The organism is Streptomyces asoensis (assembly GCF_016860545.1).
GTDB lineage: Bacteria > Actinomycetota > Actinomycetes > Streptomycetales > Streptomycetaceae > Streptomyces > Streptomyces asoensis.
Window position 1 is genome coordinate 416,456 of sequence record NZ_BNEB01000002.1, and the last position, 21,411, is coordinate 437,866.

Annotated in this window: 21 protein-coding genes; 9 read left to right on the top strand and 12 right to left on the bottom strand. The window is 73.5% G+C overall.

Annotation, left to right across the window (positions count from 1 at the left end; translation table 11 throughout):
- Positions 1-98 precede the first annotated feature (98 nt).
- Entirely contained in the window at positions 99-332 is a 234-nt protein-coding gene (gene chpH / locus Saso_RS04995) for a chaplin ChpH (protein WP_028806602.1), read from the top strand.
- Positions 333-520: 188 nt separating this feature from the next.
- The gene (locus Saso_RS38910) at positions 521-1,402 is read left to right on the top strand and encodes a chaplin (protein ID WP_189927540.1); all 882 of its coding nucleotides are present in this window, start codon (positions 521-523) and stop codon (positions 1,400-1,402) included.
- Between the two features lie 69 nt (positions 1,403-1,471).
- Here Saso_RS38910 and Saso_RS05005 read toward each other — a convergent pair whose 3' ends face one another.
- Positions 1,472-1,660, bottom strand: a complete 189-nt coding sequence (locus Saso_RS05005; protein ID WP_005485166.1) for a DUF5703 family protein — start codon at positions 1,658-1,660, stop codon at positions 1,472-1,474.
- Positions 1,661-1,707: 47 nt separating this feature from the next.
- Here Saso_RS05005 and Saso_RS05010 point away from each other — a divergent pair, with 47 nt between their 5' ends.
- Entirely contained in the window at positions 1,708-2,403 is a 696-nt protein-coding gene (locus tag Saso_RS05010; protein WP_189927539.1) for a hypothetical protein, read from the top strand.
- An 86-nt stretch (positions 2,404-2,489) separates the two neighbouring features.
- Here Saso_RS05010 and Saso_RS05015 read toward each other — a convergent pair whose 3' ends face one another.
- Positions 2,490-4,790, bottom strand: coding sequence for a helix-hairpin-helix domain-containing protein (locus Saso_RS05015; RefSeq protein WP_189927538.1), 2,301 nt, complete (start codon positions 4,788-4,790; stop codon positions 2,490-2,492).
- Entirely contained in the window at positions 4,787-5,773 is a 987-nt protein-coding gene (locus tag Saso_RS05020; protein ID WP_189927537.1) for an aldo/keto reductase, read from the bottom strand. The genes Saso_RS05015 and Saso_RS05020 overlap by 4 nt, the downstream gene beginning before the upstream one ends.
- Positions 5,774-5,972: 199 nt before the next feature.
- On the opposite strand from Saso_RS05020, the gene Saso_RS05025 reads away from it, so the two are divergent.
- Together Saso_RS05025 and Saso_RS05030 are read left to right on the top strand one after the other, a co-directional pair.
- Positions 5,973-7,028: an LLM class F420-dependent oxidoreductase gene (locus Saso_RS05025; protein WP_189927536.1), complete on the top strand. Its 1,056-nt coding sequence runs from the start codon at positions 5,973-5,975 to the stop codon at positions 7,026-7,028.
- Between the two features lie 244 nt (positions 7,029-7,272).
- Positions 7,273-8,061, top strand: a complete 789-nt coding sequence (locus Saso_RS05030; protein ID WP_189927535.1) for a ferritin-like domain-containing protein — start codon at positions 7,273-7,275, stop codon at positions 8,059-8,061.
- A gap of 68 nt (positions 8,062-8,129) precedes the next feature.
- On the opposite strand, the gene corA is transcribed toward Saso_RS05030, so the two are convergent.
- Complete coding sequence (corA, locus tag Saso_RS05035; protein WP_189927534.1) at positions 8,130-9,125, bottom strand: magnesium/cobalt transporter CorA; 996 nt, start codon at positions 9,123-9,125, stop codon at positions 8,130-8,132.
- 62 nt (positions 9,126-9,187) lie between these two features.
- Here corA and Saso_RS05040 point away from each other — a divergent pair, with 62 nt between their 5' ends.
- From Saso_RS05040 to mshC, 4 genes are all read left to right on the top strand, one after another.
- Entirely contained in the window at positions 9,188-9,874 is a 687-nt protein-coding gene (locus tag Saso_RS05040) for a histidine phosphatase family protein (protein ID WP_189927533.1), read from the top strand.
- A gap of 111 nt (positions 9,875-9,985) precedes the next feature.
- Positions 9,986-10,576: a DUF3090 domain-containing protein gene (locus Saso_RS05045; RefSeq protein WP_189927532.1), complete on the top strand. Its 591-nt coding sequence runs from the start codon at positions 9,986-9,988 to the stop codon at positions 10,574-10,576.
- Positions 10,540-11,373, top strand: a complete 834-nt coding sequence (locus Saso_RS05050; RefSeq protein ID WP_189927531.1) for an SCO1664 family protein — start codon at positions 10,540-10,542, stop codon at positions 11,371-11,373. The genes Saso_RS05045 and Saso_RS05050 overlap by 37 nt, the downstream gene beginning before the upstream one ends.
- A 123-nt stretch (positions 11,374-11,496) precedes the next feature.
- Positions 11,497-12,726, top strand: coding sequence for a cysteine--1-D-myo-inosityl 2-amino-2-deoxy-alpha-D-glucopyranoside ligase (gene mshC / locus Saso_RS05055; RefSeq protein WP_189927530.1), 1,230 nt, complete (start codon positions 11,497-11,499; stop codon positions 12,724-12,726).
- Positions 12,727-12,825: 99 nt separating this feature from the next.
- Here mshC and Saso_RS05060 read toward each other — a convergent pair whose 3' ends face one another.
- The 8 genes from Saso_RS05060 to Saso_RS05095 all read right to left on the bottom strand — a co-directional run bounded on the left by Saso_RS05060 (position 12,826) and on the right by Saso_RS05095 (position 21,260).
- Positions 12,826-13,761 carry a PAC2 family protein gene (locus tag Saso_RS05060; RefSeq protein WP_189927529.1) on the bottom strand — a complete coding sequence of 312 codons (936 nt, stop codon included), beginning with the start codon at positions 13,759-13,761 and terminating at the stop codon, positions 12,826-12,828.
- Positions 13,762-13,939: 178 nt separating this feature from the next.
- Complete coding sequence (locus Saso_RS05065; protein ID WP_189927528.1) at positions 13,940-14,611, bottom strand: FadR/GntR family transcriptional regulator; 672 nt, start codon at positions 14,609-14,611, stop codon at positions 13,940-13,942.
- Between the two features lie 106 nt (positions 14,612-14,717).
- Positions 14,718-16,013 (bottom strand): amidohydrolase, encoded by a 1,296-nt coding sequence (locus tag Saso_RS05070; RefSeq protein WP_189927527.1) that lies wholly within the window; start codon positions 16,011-16,013, stop codon positions 14,718-14,720.
- Positions 16,010-16,771, bottom strand: a complete 762-nt coding sequence (locus Saso_RS05075; protein ID WP_189927526.1) for a phosphorylase family protein — start codon at positions 16,769-16,771, stop codon at positions 16,010-16,012. The genes Saso_RS05070 and Saso_RS05075 overlap by 4 nt, the downstream gene beginning before the upstream one ends.
- Complete coding sequence (locus tag Saso_RS05080) at positions 16,768-17,634, bottom strand: ABC transporter permease (protein WP_189927525.1); 867 nt, start codon at positions 17,632-17,634, stop codon at positions 16,768-16,770. The genes Saso_RS05075 and Saso_RS05080 overlap by 4 nt, the downstream gene beginning before the upstream one ends.
- The gene (locus Saso_RS05085) at positions 17,634-18,677 is read right to left on the bottom strand and encodes an ABC transporter permease (protein ID WP_189927524.1); all 1,044 of its coding nucleotides are present in this window, start codon (positions 18,675-18,677) and stop codon (positions 17,634-17,636) included. The genes Saso_RS05080 and Saso_RS05085 overlap by 1 nt, the downstream gene beginning before the upstream one ends.
- On the bottom strand, positions 18,674-20,224 hold the full coding sequence (locus Saso_RS05090; protein ID WP_189927523.1) for an ABC transporter ATP-binding protein: 1,551 nt from the start codon (positions 20,222-20,224) through the stop codon (positions 18,674-18,676). Before Saso_RS05090 ends, Saso_RS05085 begins: the two co-directional genes overlap by 4 nt.
- The gene (locus Saso_RS05095) at positions 20,205-21,260 is read right to left on the bottom strand and encodes a BMP family ABC transporter substrate-binding protein (protein WP_189927522.1); all 1,056 of its coding nucleotides are present in this window, start codon (positions 21,258-21,260) and stop codon (positions 20,205-20,207) included. Before Saso_RS05095 ends, Saso_RS05090 begins: the two co-directional genes overlap by 20 nt.
- Positions 21,261-21,411: the final 151 nt, after the last annotated feature.

A 21,411-nucleotide genomic window follows, 5' to 3' on the forward strand; every position in this document is an offset into this window, starting at 1 on the left:
GGGTGAATGCGAGGATAAGCGCGTAGCCCCACTAATTCCGCCTCGTTACTGGTGATGCGATCCGCTGCTTGGGATCGCATTGCCAACGAGGAGGAATAATGATCAAGAAGGTCGTCGCTGCTGCGGCTGCCACTGGTGGGCTGGTTCTCGCGGGCGCGGGTCTGGCTGTTGCCGACGCCGGTGCCCAGGGTGCCGCCGTGCACTCCCCGGGTGTCGCCTCCGGCAACGTGATCCAGGTGCCCGTGCACGTCCCGGTGAACGTCTGCGGCAACACGATCTCGGTGATCGGGCTGCTGAACCCCGCCTTCGGCAACACCTGCATCAACAAGTGACGCCGACCCGCTGAGGGGTCGTCCGTCCACATCGTCGGCCCCGGAGCGCGCGCCATGCGCTCCGGGGCCGACCGGTCTTTCTCCGAAGGAAAAGCCGAAGAAATCGAAGAGCGCGGAAACGATCGAACAGCTGCCATGCTGCGGACGTTCCAGGACGCGTGACGAGATGGAAAGACAGGGATTCAGCAATGCGACAGGTCACCCGTAAAAGCCTCATGACCGTGGCGGCGGCGACGGGGGTGATCGCCGCCGCGAGCGGCTACGCCCACGCCGACTCCGCCGCGCACGGCGCCGCCACCGACTCGCCCGGCGTTCTGTCGGGCAACTCGGTGCAGGCCCCGGTCAACGTCCCCGTGAACGTGTGCGGCAACACCGTCGACGTCGTCGGGGCGCTCAACCCGACCTTCGGCAACTCCTGCGTCAACAAGGGCGGCGGGGCCAGGTCCGGCGGACACGGCGCCCACGGCGGCGGCTCCCACTCGGGCGGGTACGGCGGCCACCAGGGCGGTTACGGCGACCACGAGGGCGGCGGCCGCGGCGGCAGCCACGGCGGGAACCAGGGCGGCGGGTACGGCGGTCACGGCGGTCACCACGGTGGCTCCGGTGCCCACGGCGGCTCCGGGGGCGCGCACGCCGGCGGACACACCGGCGGATCGCCGGGCGTCGGCTCCGGGAACCAGGTCCAGGCACCGGTCGACGTCCCCGTGAACGTGTGCGGCAACAGCATCGACGTCGTCGGCATCCTCAACCCGTCGTTCGGCAACGACTGCGCCAACGGCGGCGGAGGCGACGCCTACACGCCCCCGTCCCGCGGCCACGAGACGCCGGGCAAACCGGGCGACCACGGCCCCGGCAAGCCGGGTCCCGGCCACTCCGACTCCTCCACCCCGGAGGGCAAGCCCTCGACCCCCCGCCACGTGACGCCGGCGGGAGCCTCCTCCGTGAACGTTCCCGCCGCTCAGCTCGCGCACACCGGCGCCGGGGTGCCGCTGGGCCTCGCCCTGCCGGCCGGCGCGGGCGCGCTGCTCGCGGGCGCGCTGCTCTACCGCAAGGCGCGCCTCTCCGCGTGAGACGCACCCACGCGCACGACGGAGCGGGCCCCGCCTCGGCGGGGCCCGCTCCGTATCCGTTCTCTCACCTCACCACGTGGCCCGCACCTGGCGGATGATCCGCCGGCGCAATCGCACCCTGCGGCTGCCGTCACGCAGCAGGCTCAGACGGTCCAACTCCCAGTGTCCGTACTCGGCATGGTCGGTCAGCAGTCGGGTCGCGTCCTTGCGGGACACCCCGCGCGGTACGTAGACGTCGACAAATTCGTATTCCGGCATCGCATCTATTGTGCGGTCCGGGGTCCGGTACGGATAGCGTCTGCACTATGTCTGATGCTGCGCAGCCCACCGCTGCCGAGGTACGCGCCGCCGCCGAGGCGGTCAAGACCGCGCTCGACCGCCACCTGGCCGCGGTCGAACGCAGGACGGGGGAGGACGACCCGGCCGTCTACGAGGCGTTCAACGAGCTGGCCGCGGCCGCCGAGGTCTACGACGAACTGCTCTACGACCGCTACGACGAGGTCACGCCCTTCGAGATCCCCGGCGCGGAGGACTCCCTGCCGCCGTACGCGGGCCCCGAGGAGCCGAACGCGCTGAGCGTCCTGATCCGCCGCGACTACGCGGTCGCGGAACCGCAGCGGCTGCTGGCGCAGGCACGGCGGGTCGAGGCGGCGGACGACGAGGGAACGGGCGCGGCCGTCTCGGACACGGTGCACGGGGCGCTGGGCATGCTGTTCGGCGAGTTCGAGGCGGACGAGATCGCCTCCCGGCACAAGGAGTTCGGCCTGGAGGAGGGCGACTCCACGCTGTGGGTGCTGGCGGCCGACGAACCGGCGGAACCGGGCGAGTGGCTGGAGACGCCCTTCGACCAGGCCGACCCCGGGCGGGTCGTCTGCCGCTTCGACGTCAGCTCGGTCTTCGACGACCTCGACGACGGCGACGACGACGATCTCGTGGACGACTTGGAGGACGAGGACGAGGACGAGGACGAGGACCTGGAGGCGCTGGACGCGGACCGCTAGCCGTTCCGTCCCGTACGGCGCACCCGGTCGACGGGTCCCGGCGGCGGTCGTGGGGGGATTCCCCTCGCGACCGCCGCCGTTCCGTGTCAGCCGCCCGCCGGCACCTGGGCGCGCAGCAGGACCGGCAGCCGGGTCGTCCGGGGCTTGGCCGGGATCTCCGCGACGGCCCTCGGCAGTGCCTGCTCGACACCGTGCACCACGGACAGATGGCGCTCCGCGCGGCCGAAGGCCGTGTACACCCAGGGCCGGGAGAGCGCCTGCGCCGCGTCCCCCGGGAGCACCACGACCGCCGCGGGCCACCGGCTCCCCACGGCCTGGTGCGCGGTCAGCGCCCACCCGTGCCGGACGGCCTGCTCCACCCGCTCCCGCGGTACGACGACGGAGGCGCCGGCGCAGGACAGGTGCAGTCCCTCCGCGTCGGCCGTCACCACCCGGCCCTGGACCGTACGGCCGGGAGCGGGCGCGTAGGCGATCCGGTCGCCGGGGTCGAAGCCGCCGAAGCGGCCGGGGCCGGGATTGAGCCGTTCCTTCAGGGCGGCGTTCAGCGCGCGGGTGCCGGCCGCGCCGCCGTGGCCGGGGGTGATCGCCACCGTCTCCTCGGGGCTGATCCCGAAGGCCCGGGGCACCGAGTCGGCGACGAGCTGCACGGTCCGGTGCACGGCCTCGCCCGCGTCCCGCACCGGCACGATCACGATCTCCTTGCCGGGCGCGTCGACCTGGTTCAGCTCGCCGATGCCGACCCCGGAGGCGAGTTCGCCGATCGGCCCCGGGTCCGGGGTGCGCGAGGCCACCTGCGGGCAGACGCGCGCCGCGAGCAGGTCGGCGAAGACCCGGCCCGGGCCGGCCGACCCGAGCACCGCCGGATCCCCGCTGAGCACCAGCCGTGCCCCGTCCGGCAGCGACTCCGCCAGCATCGCGGCGCTCTCCACGTCCAGTTGCGGCGCGTCGAGCAGGACCAGCAGGTCCAGGGCGAAGGCCCCGTCGGCGTCCCGCCCGGGCCCTTCGGCGCCCGCGATCAGACCGGTAACGGTGACGACGGCGCCGTCCCCCGCCGCCCCGGCGAGGAGGGCCTCGAACCGCTCCCGTCCGTCCGGTGTGTGGCAGGCCGCGACCGCGCGCAGACCCAGGGACCGGGCCGCGGTGAGCAGGGCCGCGGGCTCCGCGCGGGCGGCCTCGCCGCCGGTGTGCAGCACCAGACCGTGCCCGGCGACGGCGCGCAGCAGTTCGGCCGGGCCCGCGGACGCGGCGGCCGTGACCTGCTCCCACCGCGTGGCGGACTCCTTGGGCAGGGAGTTGACGACCCGGGCCAGCGCGTCGGCCAGGCTCTCCTCCGCGAGCGCGTACCGCTCCAGGCCGACCAGGACCCGGACCGGCCGGGCCTCCGCGCCCTCGTCGCCCTCCGCGCCGTCCTCACCCGGGTCCCCGGCGGGCTGTCCGGCGCCGGGTCCGTCCAGGGCGTCCTGGAAGGCCAGGGCCTCGCCCTCGGCCAGCGTGCTCTGTACGGCTGCGTCCGCGTCCGGCACGGCCTGCCGGCCCAGGGCGGCGGTGAGGGCCGGCAGCTCCAGGGCGGTGTGTCCGGCCAGGGCGGCCTGTTCCAGCAGCCACACCGTCACCGCACGGCCGCGCCGCTCGTCGTCCGGGGAGCACTCGGGGCCGAGCAGCGCCCGGGCGAACCCGTCGGCCTGCTCGGGCCGGACCCCGGGGACCCGCAGCAGCTGCCAGGGGTCCTCGCGCAGCACCTCCGCGGCGCCCTCGCCGAGCGCGACGGCGGCCTGTGGTGCGAGCGGCTCGGGCGCGCCACCGGCGGCCAGCACGCGCCGCACCTCCTCGACGGCGTCCGCGGCCGGCGGCGCCGTGTGCGCGGAGGGCCCGTCGGTCACCGGCTGCGGGCGCCGCACCGGCTCGGGGGCGGGCCTGCGGGGCGCCGGGGCCGGCTCGTCGAACACGGTGGCCGGGGGCTTCGCCCCGCCCTCCACCGCGCGTACGGCCGCGAGCAGGTCGGCGGCCTTCCCGCTGAGCTTGGCCCCGCTGGCGATGGGCTCCGCCTTCTCCGCCTTGCGTCGCTCGATCCGCTCCCGCTCCAGCTTCTGCGCGGCGAGCTCCGCCTCCGCCTCGGAGAGCTGCGCGGCCGCCTCGCCGTCGCCCGTCGCCTCGCCGCCGTCCGCCTCGGAGGCGTCCTTCGCGGCGTCCCCCTGGTCCGCCGGCTCCGCGTCGGCGGCAGCGTCCGCACCGGCTTCCGCCTCGCTCTGCGCGCCCCGCGCGGCGGTGGCGTCGGAGCCAGGCTCCGCCGTCGCGGTGGCGTCCGCGGTCCCGGGCTCCCCGGCGGCGTCCGGCGTCGCCGCTCCGGCGTTCTCGGTGCTCTCCGGGGGAACCGGCTCCGTGCTCACAGCGTGCTCCAGTCGTGATCGGGATAGCGGTGCACGGGCGCCGACACGTCGTCGAGGGCCCGGCAGATCTCGTCAGGAAGACTAAGGGCCTCCACTGACAGAGCCGCCGTGAGCTGCTGCGCGTTGCGCGCGCCGACGATCGGGGCGCTCACGCCGGGCCGGTCGCGGACCCAGGCGAGGGCGACCTGGAGCGGCGTGACCGCCAGGCCGTCGGCCGCGGTGGACACGGCGTCCACGATGCGGCTCGCGGTGTCGTCGAGATACGGCTCGACGAAGAGCCCGAAGTGGTCGGAGGCCCCCCGCGAGCCGGGCGGCAGGGCGTCGCCGCGGTACTTGCCGGTGAGGACGCCTCGGCCGAGCGGAGAGGACGGCAGCAGACCGATGCCCAGATCCAGCGCGGCCGGCAGCACCTCGCGCTCGACGCCGCGTTGCAGCAGCGAGTATTCCATCTGGGTCGCGGCGAGGCGGGTGCGGGTGCCCGGCGCGGCGAGCTGCCAGGTGGCCGCCTTGGCGAGCTGCCAGCCGCAGAAGTTGGCGACCCCGGCATAGCGGGCGCGGCCGCTGGTGACAGCGATGTCCAGGGCCTGGAGGGTCTCCTCCAGCGGGGTCCCGGCGTCGTACGCGTGCACCTGCCACAGGTCGACGTGGTCGGTGCCCAGCCGGGCCAGCGAGGCGTCCAGGGCGGCGAGCAGATGTCCCCGCGAGCCGTCGTAGCGGCGGTCCGGGTCGGGCACGCTGCCCGCCTTGGTGGAGATGATCAGGTCCCGGCGCGGCACCAGGCCGTCCATCAGCCGTCCGAGCAGATATTCGGCGTCCCCGTCGCCGTACACGTCGGCCGTGTCGACGAGGGTCCCGCCCGCCTCCCAGAACGTCTTCAGGACGTCCGCGGCGTCGTGCTCGTCGGTGTCGCGGCCCCAGGTCAGGGTGCCGAGCCCGATGCGGGACACGCGCAGGCCGGTGCGGCCGAGATGCCTCTGCTCCATGGACGCCGAGATTACTGGCCAGAACTGGGCAGTGGGTTGCCTGTGGATAACCGAATCCGCGCGCACCGGGGACGAGTTCCGCAGGCCGCGGCCCCGGTGCGGATCCGCGCGACCCTCGCCACACCGCCCTCCCCGGGCACCCGCCCCCGCGCTAAGGTCTGCGCAACAGCGTCGTTACTGATCAGTAAGGGGATCGGCCATGCAGCTCGGGATCAACCTCGGCTACTGGGGTGCCGGAATGGACGGCGACAACCTCGCCGTCGCCCAGGAGGCCGACCGCCTCGGATACGCCGTGTGCTGGGCCGCCGAGGCCTACGGCTCCGACGCGGCCACCGTGCTCACCTGGGTGGCCGCGCAGACCGAGCGCATCGACGTCGGCTCGGCCATCTTCCAGATCCCGGCCCGGCAGCCGGCGATGACCGCGATGACCGCCGCCACCCTCGACTCGCTGTCCGGCGGCCGCTTCCGTCTCGGCCTCGGCGTCTCGGGACCCCAGGTCTCCGAGGGCTGGTACGGCGTCAAGTTCGACAAGCCGCTGTCCCGCACCCGCGAGTACGTGGAGATCGTCCGCAAGGCGATGACCCGCGAGCGGCTGTCGTACGACGGCGCCCACTGGACCCTCCCGCTGCCCGACGGCCCGGGCAAGCCGATCAAGCTGACCGTGCACCCGGAGCGCGAGCACATCCCGCTGTACATCGCCGCGATCGGCCCGAAGAACCTCGAACAGACCGGTGAGATCGCCGACGGCGCGCTGCTGATCTTCCCGTCCGCCGAGCATCTCGAGGACACCGCGATCAAGCACCTGCGGGCCGGACGCGAGAAGGCCGGCAAGACGCTGGACGGCTTCGACGTCTGTCCGACGCTGCCGCTGGCGCTGGGTGAGGACAAGGACGTCGAGCGCCTCGCGGACACCTTCCGCCCCTACACCGCGCTGTACGTCGGGGGCATGGGCAGCCGCAAGCAGAACTTCTACAACCAGCTCGCGCGCCGCATGGGGTACGAGGCCGCGGCCGACGAGATCCAGGACAAGTACCTGTCCGGCGACAAGCAGGGCGCCGCGGCCGCCGTGCCGCACGACCTGATCGACCGGACCACGCTGCTGGGTTCGGTGGAGCGGATCGCCGACCGCATGAAGGCCTACGCGGCGGCCGGCGTCACCACCCTGACGCTCGCGCCCGCGGGCTTCACCCTCGACGAGCGCCTGGCCTCGCTGCGGGCCGGCACCCAGGCCATGGAGCTCGCCGGACTGGCGTAGCGCACGGGGCCCGCGGGCCCCGGAAGTTCAGCGGCCGTGGTGGGGGCTCGGGGGTCTTCCCCGCCACGGCCGTCACGCGGAACAACGCCCCGCGCGGCCCCTGGTTACGCTCCCGGGCCGACTCCGGGCGTCCCTCTTTCGGCGCAGTTGTCCGACACACCTGTTGCAGCACCTTCCTGGTCGCATTTGACTCGTTCCTTGCGGAATGCTGCGGAATCCTGCGCGATGCGAGAGGTGCCCCACGATGCTGTCGGCCAAGAGTCTGTTCCAGGAGATCATCGACGACGACGAGTCCTTCGCGCTCTTCTGTTCCATCGCCGCCGGCGGAGAGGCGCAGGGCGGCTGGGAGAACGCGCGGATCGCCGCGCTCGTCCCGCAGAGCCAGCGCGCCCTCGCCCCGAAGATCACCCGTCACGGCGCCGACGAGGACAAGCACGGCCGGATCTTCTACGCCCTGATCAAGAAGCGCGGCCTCGCTCCCGTCCCCGTCCCGGGCGACACCGACTACACGATGCTCCTGGAGCGCGCCGGCATCGGCCTCGCGCACGACCGGCTCAACTCCGACGAGCCGCTCACCGTGCGGGACATCGTCACCTACCTCGCCCACAGCAGGGTCACCGAGCAGCGGGCCGCCGAACAGATGCAGCTGCTGCGCAGGCACTTCGGCGACCATCCCGACCTCGGCCGCGCGGTGCGGATGATCTCCCAGGACGAGGACAACCACCTCGCCTACTGTCACGAGGAACTGCTGCGGCTGGCCCACGCGGGACACGGCCGCCTGATCCAGCAGACCCTGCGCGCGTGCGCGCTCGCCGAGATCCGGATCTACCGCGACGTGAGCCTGGCCGTCATGGCCCACATGGGCGACATCCTCGGCTGGACCAGGGCCAGGTCCGTACTCCTCGCGGCGGGCATCCACGCCGTCCACGCGTGGGAGCGCTTCGCGGGCTGGCGGCGGATGGTCTCCCTGGAGATGCCCGAACACCGTGACGCGCTCGGCGGTCCGGCCGTCCCGGCCCCCGAGTTCGCCTGAGCCACCCGACCGCCCGACCGCCCGGCCGCGTACGCGCGCCGGACGGCCCCGCACGCGGCCGCGGACCTCTAGAGCCAGCCCCGCCGTTTGAACAACCGGTACAGCAGCACCTCGAGCACGACCATCAGCGCGATCACCGCCGGATACGACCACACCCACCGCAGTTCCGGCATGTGCTCGAAGTTCATGCCGTAGATCCCCGCGATCATCGTGGGGACCGCGGCCATCGCCGCCCACGCCGAGATCTTCCGCATGTCGTCGTTCTGCCGGACGCTCATCTGCGCCAGATGCGCCGACAGGATGTCCGTGACCAGCCGGTCCAGCCCCTCCACGGAGTCGTTCACGCGCGTGAGGTGGTCGTTGACGTCCCGGAAGAAGGGCCGCGCCTTCTCGTTCACGAAGGGCACGCCCGGGCCGGACGCGCCGACACCGGCCAGCCTCGTCAGCGGCGGCCCCAGCGGACCGGTGGCCCGCCGGAACTCCAGGACCTGGCGCTTGAACCGGTAGATCCGCGACGCCGTGTTCCGCGAGCCGCCGCCGTCCGGCGAGAACACCTCCGTCTCCAGCTCCTCCAGGTCCGTCTGGAGCTCGGTCGCCACGTCCAGGTAGTGGTCCACGGTGGCGTCGGCGATGGCGTACACCACCGCCGTGGGCCCCTTGGCGAGCAGCTCCGGCTCCTGTTCCAGCCGCTGGCGCACGGCGGCCAGCGGCGCGCCCTCCCCGTGCCGGACGCTCACCACGAAGCCGTCGCCGAGGAACACCATCACCTCGCCGGAGGAGACGGAGTCGCTCTCGGGCTCGTAGACGACCGGCTTGAACACCAGGAACAGCGAGTCGTCGTAGACCTCCAGCTTGGGCCGCTGATGCGCCTTGAGGGCGTCCTCGACCGCCAGCGGGTGCAGGGCGAACTCCCGCGTGACGTGGTCGAACTCGTTCTCCGACGGCTCGTGCAGCCCGATCCACACGAAGCCGCCCGCCGCCCGCGCCTCGGCCAGGGCGTCCGAGAAGTCCTGCGGGCCCTGCGCACGGTGCCCGTCCCGGTAGACGGCGCAGTCGACGATCACTCGGCCCATCCTTCCCTCGGGCACCCGTCGGCACACGCGCGCGTGCGCCTACGCTGGGCCGCATGCCCACGCTGATCCTCGTCCGGCACGGCCGGTCCACCGCCAACACCTCCGCCGTGCTCGCCGGCTGGACGCCCGGCGTCGCCCTCGACGAACGGGGCGCCGCCCAGGCCGCCGCGCTGCCCGGCCGGCTCGACGGGCTCCCGATCGCCGAGGTCGTCACGAGCCCCCTCCAGCGCTGCCAGGAGACGCTCCGCCCGCTCCTCGAGGCCCGCCCCGGGCTGCGCGTCCACACCGACGAGCGGATCGGGGAGTGCCACTACGGCGACTGGTCCGGGCGCAAACTCGCCGAGCTGATGGACGAGCCCCTGATGGAGGTGGTGCAGGCGCATCCCTCCGCCGCCGCGTTCCCGGGCGGCGAGTCCATGCGGGCCATGCAGACCCGCGCCGCCGAGGCGGTACGGGAGTGGAACGCGCGCGTGGAGCGCGACCACGGCGCCGACGCCGTCTATCTGATGTGCTCGCACGGCGACATCATCAAGTCGCTCGTGGCGGATGCGCTCGGGCTTCATCTCGACCTCTTCCAGCGGATCTCCGTAGAACCGTGTTCCATCACCGCGATCCGATACACCCGGCTGCGCCCCTTTCTCGTGCGTCTCGGCGACACCGGGGACTTCGCCTCCCTCGCCCCGCGCGAGGAGCCGCCGGCCGGGGACGCGACGGTCGGGGGCGGTGCGGGCGCACCGTGATCGTCGGTCGCAGTAGGGTGAAGCGGTCCGCAAACGCGCGCGTACCCGCAGGGACGTTCCCCCATCCGTTCCCCGGCCCACGATGACCCCCGATTCCCATGGAGACAGGACGTGTCCCGTCAGGTGTTCCTCTACGACCCCCCGGACCGTTTCGTGGCCGGGACGGTCGGACTGCCCGGGCGCCGTACGTTCTTCCTCCAGGCCACCGCCGGCGCCCGGGTGACCAGCGTGGCCCTGGAGAAGACCCAGGTCGCCGCCCTCGCCGAGCGCATGGACGAACTGCTGGACGAGGTGGTCCGCCGCAGCGGCGGCAGCGCCCCCGTGCCCGCGATGTCACCTGCCGAGAACACCGACACCGCCCCCCTCGACACGCCGGTCGAGGAGGAGTTCCGGGTCGGCACCATGGCCCTCGCCTGGGACGGTGAGGAACAGCGCATGATCGTCGAGGCGCAGGCCCTGGTGGAACTGGAGGCGGACTCGGAGGAGGACCTCGCCGAGGCCGAGGAGAAGCTCCTCCAGGACGAGGAGAACGGACCTCCGATGCTGCGGGTCCGGCTCACCGGCGCGCAGGCGCGGGCGTTCGCCAAGCGCGCGCTGGACGTCGTCAACGCGGGCCGGCCGCCGTGCCCGCTGTGCAGTCTGCCGCTCGACCCGGAAGGACACGTATGTCCGCGCCAGAACGGATACCGCCGGGGGGCGTGACGGCCACCGACCCGGCCGGCGCCGAACTCCTCGCGCACGGCGCGCTCACCGTCCGCGGACGGATCAGCGACGCCTCGAACGCGGCCCTCTACTGCACCGTCACCCACGAGGGCCGCGAGGCGGCCTGCGTCTACAAGCCGGTCGCGGGGGAGCGGCCGCTGTGGGACTTCCCCGACGGCACCCTCGCCCGGCGCGAGGTCGCCGCCTACGAGGTGTCCGAGGCGACCGGATGGGGCCTGGTGCCCCCGACCGTGCTGCGCGACGGGCCGTACGGCGAGGGCATGTGCCAGCTGTGGATCGAGACGGCGCCGGAGTCCGACCTGCTCGCCCTGGTGGACGCGCGGGAGCCGGAGCCGGGCTGGAAGGCGATCGGCCTCGCCGAGGTCGGTGAGGGCCGCACCGCGCTGCTGGTGCATGCCGACGACGAACGGCTGCGCCGGCTCGCCGTCCTCGACGCGGTGATCAACAACGCCGACCGCAAGGGCGGCCATCTGCTGCCCACCGCCGACGGCCGGCTGTACGGCATCGACCACGGGGTCACCTTCAACGCCGAGAACAAGCTGCGCACGCTGCTGTGGGGCTGGGCGGGCGAGCCTTTGACCGGGGAGGCCCTGGACGTCCTCAAGGGCCTCAGGGCGGCCCTGGAACCCGGCGGACGGCTCGCGGTCGCCCTGACCGCGCTCATCACCCCGGCCGAAGTCGACGCCACCCGCGCGCGTGCCGAGGCGTTGCTGGAGACCGGCACCCACCCGGAGCCGAGCGGCGACTGGCCGGCCATCCCCTGGCCCCCGGTCTGACCGGCTCCTCCACACCCCCGACCCGGCGCGCGCACAGCCGGCGGGATCGCGCAAGAGGGCCTTACCGGCCGTCCGGCCTGCTCCGGTTCGTACAGGTCACTTCCGTCCGGTTAGGCTCATGACATGCATGCCTGGCCCGCTTCCGAGGTCCCCGCCCTGCCTGGTCAGGGCCGCGACCTGAGGATCCACGACACCGCGACCGGCGGCTTGGTCTCCCTCGACCCCGGTCCCGTCGCCCGTATCTACGTCTGCGGCATCACGCCGTACGACGCGACCCACATGGGTCACGCGGCGACCTACAACGCGTTCGACCTCGTCCAGCGCGTGTGGCTCGACACCAAGCGGCAGGTTCACTACGTCCAGAACGTCACCGACGTCGACGACCCGCTCCTGGAGCGCGCCGAGCGTGACGGCCTCGACTGGGTCGCCCTCGCCGAGAAGGAGACGGCGCTCTTCCGCGAGGACATGACGGCGCTGCGGATGCTGCCCCCGCGGCACTACATAGGCGCCGTCGAGGCGATACCCGGCATCGTCCCGCTCGTGGAGCGGCTGCGCGACGTCGGCGCCGCCTACGAACTCGAGGGCGACATCTACTTCTCCGTCGAGTCCGACCCGCACTTCGGCAAGGTCTCCCGCCTGGACGCGGCCGCCATGCGGCTGCTCTCCGCCGAGCGCGGCGGCGACCCCGAGCGCTCCGGCAAGAAGAACCCGCTCGACCCGATGCTCTGGATGGCGGCCCGCGAGGGCGAGCCCAGCTGGGACGGCGGCTCGCTCGGCCGCGGCCGGCCCGGCTGGCACATCGAGTGCGTGGCCATCGCCCTGGACCACCTCGGGATGGGCTTCGACGTGCAGGGCGGCGGCTCCGACCTCGCCTTCCCGCACCACGAGATGGGCGCCTCCCACGCCCAGGTGCTGACCGGCGAGTTCCCCATGGCGCAGGCGTACGTGCACGCCGGCATGGTGGGCCTGCACGGCGAGAAGATGTCCAAGTCCCGGGGCAACCTCGTCTTCGTCTCCAAGCTGCGCCAGGACGGCGTCGACCCCGCCGCGATCCGGCTCACCCTCCTCGCCCACCACTACCGGGCCGACTGGGAGTGGACCGACCAGGTCCTGACGGACGCCGTGGCCCGGCTCGGGCGCTGGCGGGCCGCCGTCTCCCGGCCCGACGGACCGCCCGCCGAGGCCTTGGTCGAGGAGATCCGCGCAGCCCTCGCCGACGACCTCGACGCCCCCGCCGCGCTCGCCGCGGTCGACCGCTGGGCGGCTTCGCAGGAGGAGCGGGGCGGTACGGACATCGGCGCCCCGGGAGTCGTCTCGCGGGCCGTGGACGCGTTGCTCGGCGTGGCGCTGTAACCGAAGGAGCCCCGGCCACGGGCACGAAGAGGGGCGGTGCGCCGACGCGCACCGCCCCTCTTCGTCGTCCGTCCCGGACCGCCGGACCCGCCGACCGTGTCATTCCTCCGACGACTCGCCGTCGTCGGAGGTGTCCCCGGTCGGCTTGGGCGGCTTCGGGGGCCTGGTGCGCTCCCCGGGGTCCGGCGGGCCTCCGCCGTCCCGGCGCCGCAGATAGCGCTCGAACTCGCGGGCGATCGCCTCGCCCGACGCCTCCGGCAGCTCCGCGGTGTCCCGCGCCTCCTCCAGGGTCTGCACGTACTCGGCGACCTCGGTGTCCTCGGCGGCCAGCTGGTCCACGCCCACCTGCCACGCGCGCGCGTCCTCCGGCAGCTCGCCCAGCGGGATGCGGACGTCGATCAGGTCCTCCAGGCGGTTGAGGAGGGCCAGCGTCGCCTTCGGGTTGGGCGGCTGCGAGACGTAGTGCGGTACCGCCGCCCACAGGCTCACCGCGGGTACGCCCGCGTGCGTGCACGCCTCCTGGAGGACACCCACGATGCCCGTCGGGCCCTCGTACTTGGTCTCCTCGAGATCCATCCGCTGGGCCAGGTCGGCGTCGGACGTGGTCCCGCTGATCGGCACCGGGCGGGTGTGCGGGGTGTCCCCGAGCAGGGCGCCCAGGATCACCACCAGCTCCACGCCCAGCTCATGTGCAAAACCGAGCAGCTCGTTGCAGAACGAGCGCCAGCGCATGGACGGTTCGATGCCGCGGACGAGCACCAGGTCGCGCGGTTTGTCGCCGCCGACCCGCACGACCGACAACCTTGTCGTCGGCCAGGTGATCTTGCGCACGCCGGCGTCCATCCACACCGTGGGACGGTTCACCTGGAAGTCGTAGTAGTCCTCGGCGTCCAGCGCCGCGAACACCTCGCCCTTCCACTCCCGCTCCAGATGCCCGACCGCGGTGGAGGCGGCGTCGCCGGCATCGTTCCAGCCCTCGAACGCGGCCACCATGACCGGGTCGATCAGCTCGGGAACCCCCTCGAGCTCGATCACCCAGCGCCTCCTTCCGACGTGCCCTCGCTTGACCACCCAACCTTACGGCGTTCCGCGGGAGCGCTCGCAGCCCCCTCGCACGGGGGAGTGAACGGATCACTGCCCCGTTCACCACCCCCGGACACCCCGCTTCCGCTCCGACTCGCGGCGCTCTTCACAGCCGGCGTACAGGGCGCGCTCACAGAGTCGAGCGCAACCACTGCTCCACGCTCGCGATGTGCACCGTGGCCCACGACCGCGCGGCCTCCGCGTCCCGGTCGCGCAGCGCGGCGAGGATCGCCCGGTGCTCGCGCAGCGTGCCGGCGACCGCGTCCTCCTGCGTCAGACCGCGCCAGATCCGGGCCCGGGTGGTCGGCCCCGAAAGCCCGTCCAGCAGCGAGCACAGCACCGAGTTGCCGGCACTGTGCACGATGCCCCGGTGGAACTCCAGGTCCCCGGCGACCAGTTCCTCGACCGAAGGATCGGCGCCGAGCTTGTCCAACTGGGCCTCGAGCGCGTCCAGTTGCTGCTCGCTGATCCGCAGGGCGGCCATCGCCGTGGCGGCCGGCTCCAGGATGCGCCGTACGGCGAGGAACTCCAGGACGGTGTCGTCGCGGTGGAAGTCGACGACGAAACTCAGCGCCTCCAGGAGCAGTTGCGGGTCGAGACTGGTGACGTACGTGCCGTCGCCCTGGCGCACGTCCAGGATCCGGATCAGCGACAGGGCGCGCACCGCCTCCCGCAGGGAGTTGCGCGACAGGCCCAGCTCCGCGGCCAGCTCGCTCTCCTTGGGGAGCCGGTCCCCGGGGCGCAGCGCACCCGAGACGATCATGCCCTTGATCTTCTCGATCGCCTCGTCGGTGACTGCCATGACCGGCCTCCCTGTGTCTCGCTCACCGCCCGGACGTCCGGACCCGGCCTCGGTCAGGACGCCGGATCAAGACATCGGATGTCTCAGCGGCCATTATGCGGGCAGATCACAGGACTGCCTCCAGATCCGCGATCACCGCCCGCTCGTCGAGCGTGGTGAGCCCGCGATCGCGCATCAGAACCCGCCCGTCGACGACGGTGTCCCGCACGTCCGGGGAGTGCGCCGCGTACGCCAGCGTCGACCAGGGGTCGTGGCGCGGCCGCAGGTGCGGCGCGTCCAGGTCGAGGACGATCAGGTCGGCCCGCTTGCCCGCCTCCAGGGAACCGAGCCGGTCACCGAGCCCGAGCGCCCGCGCGCCCTCGATCGTCGCCATCCGCACGGCCTGCTCGGCGCCTACCGCCGTCGGGTCGCCGCCCGCCTTGTGCACCAGCGCCGCCTGCCGCACCGCCCCCAGGACGTCCAGCGAGTTGGAGCTGACGGCGCCGTCCGTGCCCAGCCCCACCGTCACGCCCGCGCTCAGCAGCCGCGGCACGGGAGCGATCCCGCAGCCCAGCTTCAGGTTGGACACCGGACAGTGGGCGACGCCCGTGCCCGTGCGGGCCAGCGCCGCGATCTCCGGCCCCGTGAGGTCCACCGCGTGCGCGAGCAGCACGTCGGGACCGAGCAGCCCGAGCGAGTCCAGCAGCTCCACCGGCCGCTTGCCGTGCTGCACCTCGACGGTGGCGACCTCGGTGGCGTTCTCGGCCGCGTGGATGTGCACCAGCGCCCCGAACTCACGGGCCAGCGCGAACACTTCGGTGAGCTGCCCGGGGGAGAGGGTGTAGGCCGAGTGCGCGAAGACCACCGGCCGGTGCCCGGGCCGGGCCGGCCCGCGTGCCGCCAGGTCCCGGCGGGCCCACGCGAGCCGCGCCCCGTAGGCCATGCCGTCCGGCGGTCCGGGCACGTCCATGAAGGTGGGCCCGGTGTGCAGCCGCCAGCCCGCCTCCCGGGCCGCCCGCTCCGCCGCCTCGTGGAACCAGTACATGTCCAGCGCCGAGGTGACCCCGGCCCGCAGGCTCTCGGCGACCGCCAGCCGCACCGCCGCCGCCACGTTCTGCGGCGTCAGCAGCTCCGCCTCCCAGGTGAGGACCCGCTCCAGGAACCCCTGGAGGGTGACGTCGTCGGCGCGGCCGCGCAGCAGCGTCATCGCGAGATGGGTGTGCGCGTTGATCAGCCCGGGCAGGACGAGACACCCGGCGGCGTCGATCTCCTCGGCGGCCGGATGGCGGCCGCGCAGCTCGTCGGCCGGCCCCACGGCGACGATCTCGCCCTCGTGGACCGCGACCGCGCCGTCGCGCACGACGGTCCCGGCGTCGTCCATCGTCAGGACGTCGCCGCCGTGCACCAGCAGGTCGATGCTCACGCCTGCTCCCCTTCCTCCGCCTCGGCGAGCAGCCGCAGCGCCTCCAGGGAGACCACCGCGCCGCGTTCGACGCCCGCCGCCACGACCTCGCGGTGCGGGTCGTAGCCGCCGGTCGCCTGCTCGTCGACGAGTTCGTCGGCGTTCGCCCCGTCGATCACCAGCACACCGCCCGCGACCAGTCCGCGCAGCGAGGCGGTGACCAGCAGGGCGGACAGCTCCATCTCGATGGCGGCGAGCCCGGCGCCGGCGTAGGAGAAGAGCGGGAGCAGACCCGGCTGGAAGGCGGCCCGGGTCCACACGACGCCCCGGTGGTGCGGGGCGCCGGCGGCACGGGCCGCGCGCTGGAGCGCGAGGACCGCCTCCGGCGCCGCGACGGCCGGGTACTCCGGGGGCAGCAGCTGATGGGTCACCCCGTCGTCACGGACGGCGGCCTCCGCGACGACCAGGTCGCCGTCCCCGATGCCCGGCTTCATCGCGCCCGCCGTGCCGAACCGCAGGAAGGTGCGCACCCCCGCGTCGGCCAGCTCCTGGAACAGCAGGATCGCGCCCGGCGCGCCCACCCCGTGCGAGGCGACGACGACCGGCAGGCCCTTCCAGCTCCCGCTGAACACCCGGTACTCGCGGTGGTACGAGACCTCCTCCGCGCCGTCGAGGAGCGCGGCGACGGCCGCGGCGCGGGCCGGGTCGCCGACGACCACGGCGTGCGGGGGAAGCCCGGTGCGCGGCACGCGGGTGATGGGCAGCAGGTCCTGCGTCATTGGACGGCTCCGGTGGTACGGGGGCGGCGACGGCGGCGGGCCGTCGTGAGGAACAACGCGCCGAGCGTGACGACGTAGGGCGCGGCGTCGGTCGCCTGCTGCGGCAGGCCGAGACCCTGGAGGCGGAACCCGGCCGCCTCGGCGAGCCCGAACAGCAGCGCGGCGAGCAGGACACCCAGGGGCGCGGCGCGGCCCAGCATGACGGCCACGACAGCGATCCAACCACGGCCCGCCGTCATGTTCTCCGTGAACAGCGTGACGTTGCCCAGGGCCAGCTGGGCCCCCGCGAGGCCGCACAGGACCCCCGACAGCAGGATCACGCCGTACCGGTACCTCGCCGGGCTCACCCCGAGGGTGGCCGCCGCGTCGGGCGCCTCGCCGACCCCACGCAGCCGCAGCCCCCACACGTGCCGCGACAGCAGCAGCGCGGCGACCGCGACCGCCGCCCACGACAGGTAGGCGAGGGCAGTGAAGCCGCCGATCAGCGGCAGCCCGGCGAGCGAGGGGTCGTCGAAGGTCCCCTGCACACCGAAGACGGTGCGCAGCAGGAAGCCGGTGAGGCCGACGGCCAGCAGGTTCATGGCGATACCGAGGACCACCGCGTCCCCGCGCAGGGTGACCGCGCCCACCGCCAGGATCAGCGAGTACGCGGCCGCCGCGAGCGCCGCCGCCAGGACGCCGAGCCAGGCGCTGCCGGTGAACCAGCTGGTCGCCACCGACGTGAAGCAGCCCATCAGCATCATGCCCTCGAGGCCGATGTTGAAGACCCCGGCACGCTCGCACAGGGCGCCGCCGAGAGCGGCCAGCAGGATCGGGGTGAGGGCGCGCAGCGCCGACATGAGCAGATCGGAGTCGAGGAACATCACACCGCCTCGCTTTCCCGTGAACGGCGCGGCCGGCGGCCGGGCAGACGCAGCCGGGCCGCGAGGAAGACGATCACGATCGCCTGGAGCACCTGGGTCAGTTCGCGCGGCACCTCGGTGGTGCGCTCCATCGCGAGGCCGCCGACCTGGAGGACGGCGAAGAAGAACGCGGCGATCACGGTGCCCAGCGGAGCCGCGGCGGCGAGCAGGGCCGCGGTCAGACCGGTCCAGGTGTAGCCGGGACCGGTGAGCGAGCCGTCCACGAAGCGGTAGGGGAAGCTCAGCACGCCGATCGCGCCCACCAGCCCGGCCAGTCCGCCGGAGACCGCCATCAGCCGCAGCGTCAGGCCCTGCCGTCCGACACCCGCGTACGCGGCGAACCGGGGGTTGAGACCCGTCATGCGGATCTCGTAGCCCACCGCGGTGCGCCGGTCGGTGAACCAGTACACGGCGGCGGCGACCGCGACCAGGACCAGCCCGAGGGTGACCGTGGAGTCGCCGAACGCGGGCAGCGCCACACCCTCGGGCAGCGCCCGGGTCTGGGGCAGGCTGGAGCCGGGCTCCTTGAGCGGGTAGCGCGCCAGGTAGGAGGCCAGGGACACCGCCGGGTAGCTGAGCAGCAGACTGCTGACCAGCAGCGGAACCCCGAGGTGGTTCTCGCACAGGGCGGCCAGGACGGCGTACCCGGCGCCCGCGGCCAGCCCGGCCAGCAGGGCCAGGACGACGGTGAGGGGGGCCGGGAACGGCGAGTGCAGACCGGTCATCGTCGCCGTGATCCCACCGAGCACCATCTGCCCGTCGCCGCCGAGGTTGATCAGCCCGGCCCGCAGCGGGACCGCCAGCGCGAGCGCCAGCCCGAGCACGCTGGTGCCGGTGGTCAGGGTCGGGCCGATGCCGTCGGCGCCGAGCGCGCCGGTCACGACGGCCCGGTACGCCGTGACCGGGTCGGCGCCGGTGCCGAGCAGGAACAGCGCGCCGATGACCAGGCCCGCCAGCACGGAGAAGGTGAGGGGGGAGCGGAGCGCTCCGGATATGCGTGTCATGTCTGTGGGCTCACGTCGGTGTGCTCGTCTGCGGGGGTGGCCTCCACGGGGGCGCCGGCCATCGCCAGGCCCAGCGTCCGCTCGTCCGCCTCCGCCTTGGCGTACGTCGCCGCGATCCTGCCCTCGTACATGACGAGCACCCGGTCCGCGAGGCCGCGGATCTCGCTCAGCTCGGCCGAGACGAGGAGGACGGCGTGGCCGGCGTCGCGGTAGGCGATCAGCTGGTCGTGGATGTTCTGGACGGCGCCGATGTCGACGCCCCGGGTCGGCTGCTCGACGAGCAGCAGGGGTGCCTCGTGGGCGAGTTCGCGGCCGATGAGCAGCTTCTGGAGGTTGCCGCCGGACAGCGCCGAGGCGGGCACCTCGGTGGTCGCGGTCTTGACGCCGAAGCGCTCGACGAGCCGCCGGGCGTGCGCGCGGACCGCCGCCGGGGGCAGCAGACCGCGGGTCGACAGGGCCGTGCGGTGGTGGCCCATCGCCAGGTTGTCCGCGACCGAGGCGGCGGGCGCCGTACCGACCGCGTGCCGGTCCTCGGGGACGTAGGCGAGCCCTCGCACGCGCCGCCGGGCGGCCGAGGCGTGCGTGATGTCGTCGCCCTGGAGGGTGATCCGTCCCGAGGTGACCGGACGCAGTCCGGCCAGCGCCTCGACCAGCTCGCTCTGGCCGTTGCCGGCCACGCCCGCGACACCGACGATCTCGCCCGCGTGGACGGTCACGTCCACGTCGTGGACGGCGTCGGTGCGCAGACCGGTCACCCGCAGCACGGCCTCACCGGGGGTCCCCGGCGCGTGGACGCGGTCCAGCTCGACCGCGCGGCCGGTCATCGCGGCGGCGATCTCGTCGGCGGTGGTGGCGGCGGTGACCAGCCGGGCGACGACCCGGCCGTCCCGCAGGACGGTCACCCGGTCGCTGCCCTCCAGTACCTCGCGCAGCTTGTGGGTGACCAGGACGACCGTACGGCCCTGCTCGGCCAGCGACTTGAGGACCGCGAACAGGCCGTCCGCCTCCGCCGGGGTGAGGACCGCCGTCGGCTCGTCGAGGATCAGCGTACGGGCGCCCCGGTGCAGCAGCTTGAGGATCTCCACGCGCTGGCGCAGCCCGACGGGCAGGTCGCCCACCCGGGCGTCCGGGTCGACGAAGAGGCCGTGCTCCTCGGCGAGTTCGCGCACCCGGTGCCGGGCCGCGGCCCGGTCCACCAGGCCGAAGCGGCGCGGCTCGGCGGCGTAGACGACGTTCTCCGCGACCGTCAGCGAGCCGAACAGCTTGAAGCTCTGGTGGACCATGCCCAGCCCGGCGGCCATGGCGTCGGAGGGGCTGCCGAAGCGCACCTCCCGCCCGTCGACGCGGACCGAACCGGCGTCGGCGCGCTCCATGCCGTACAGGACCGACATCAGCGTGGACTTGCCCGCGCCGTTCTCGCCCATCAGCGCGTGGATCTCACCGCGGCGCACGGTCAGGTCGACGGCGTCGTTGGCGAGCGTGCCGGGGAACCGCTTGGTGATTCCCCGGAGTTCGACGGCGAGGTCCTCAGGAGGCGGCGGGGTCATCGACCTTCAGCTCTCCGGAGACGATCTGGTCGCGCAGTGCCTCGACCTTCGTCAGGACGTCCTTGTGGTCGGCGATCACGCACTTCGACGAGTCCACGCCGTCCTCGAGGCCGGTCAGGCTGATGCCGCCCTCCTTGAGGCCGTACGAGACGGTCGTGCCGGTCGTGCCGCCGAGGACCGTCCCGAGGCCCTTCTCGACGGCGACGTCCGTGCGCTTGATCACGTTGTCGACGACCGTGCCGGGCGCCGAGGGGCACTGGTTGACGTCGACGCCGTACGCGAACGCGCCCTTGGCCTTGGCCGCCTCGAAGACGCCGTAGTTGCCCGCCGCCGCGGCCGCCATGATCTGGTCGTAGCCCTTGGCGAGCAGAGTGTTCGCCTGCTCCTTGGCGCGCGCCGAGTCGTCGAACGGCGACTGGCCGCCGACGAACCGGGTGGACGCCTCGGTCTTCGCGGCGGCCTTCTTCGCGCCGGCCGCGAACGGGTCGCTGTAGCGGCGGAACTGGGGCGTGTCGAGCACGTCGACCGCGCCGACCTTGCCGGACTTGCTGAGCAGGCCCGCCTCGGCGCCCGCGAGGTAGACGCCCTCGTGCTCGCGGAAGACCGCGCAGCTGACGTTCTTGAAGGTCTTCGCGGTGCACGCGTCGATGATCAGGAACTGCTGGCCGGGGTTCTTCGCGGCCTGCTGGGCGACGATGTCGGCGAACTCGAAGCCGACGAGGACGATGACGTCCGGCTTGGCGTCCACCGCGGCCTGCACGTTCTGCTGCTGGGAGGCGGTGTCGGTGGACTGGTAGACCTTCTGGGTCCCGTCGTGCTGCTTCGCCGCGTTCTCGACGCCGGTCACCGCGAGCTTGAGGAACTCGTTCTGGCCGACGGCGTCGGGGGTGACGAGGGTGAAGGACGTGCCGCTGCCGCCGCTCGCGCCCGCAGCGGAGTCGTCCTTCTTCGCGGCGGCGTTGCAGGCGGTGGCGAGGAGCACGGTGCCGGTCGCGAGCGCGGCGAACTGCACGGAGCGGCGGTGTCTGCGGGGCATCGGGGAACCTTCCGGGTATGCCGGGAGACGCATCGGGAGGCTGCGGTGCGCGGGTCACGGCGGGGTGAGGTGAGCGACGGTGCTCGGAGCGGCGGAACCGCGGGGGAGGGGCGAGGAAGCGGACTAGCCGCGACAGCCGTCGCCGGCGCAG